Raw genomic sequence first — 455 nt, 5'->3', positions numbered from 1 at the left:
CGCCAGACCCGTGCGCAGTCGGCGCACCGGTACCGGCGGACCCTCACCCACAAGGTGGTGGGCCGCCACCCCAGTGGCAGATGCGCAAGCTTCCGCACCACCGTGCCCCGTGGGACGCCTTCGCCGCCACAGTTCCGGCACCACCGATCATCCTCGGTGAGACGGCATTCCAGGACTGCTCGGTCGCGCCGGGTCTGCTGGCCAGTGACCGTGAGTCCGAGGGAGTCGAGGAGGCAGAAGCTGTTGAGGTCAGGACAGGTGAAAGTAGGCTTAGGCACGTCGAGGTCTTTCAGATGGGCAGTGTAGGAACTCCCATCTTCGGAAGACCTCGACCTCTATCCACCCACCGCCACGCCGACCCCGCCACTTGTCCCTGCTTCTACACCCTCAAACGCGAAGAGCCGGCAAAATCCATCATCCAACAAGGGCGCGAGCCCCTTGACTCGACACACCTC

At 64.4% G+C, this 455-nt stretch carries 1 protein-coding gene; it reads right to left on the bottom strand.

Going from position 1 to position 455, the window contains the following annotated elements; genetic code table 11:
* On the bottom strand, nucleotides 1–278 hold a 278-nt coding region (locus MWC30_RS21920; protein ID WP_244086320.1), incomplete at its 3' end, for a transposase family protein.
* Nucleotides 279–455: the final 177 nt, after the last annotated feature.

This window comes from Desulforhabdus sp. TSK (genome assembly GCF_022836495.1).
Taxonomy (GTDB): Bacteria; Desulfobacterota; Syntrophobacteria; order Syntrophobacterales; family Syntrophobacteraceae; genus Desulforhabdus.
The sequence above is the reverse complement of the archived record's forward strand: the minus strand, read 5'-3'. Positions and strand labels throughout refer to the sequence as shown.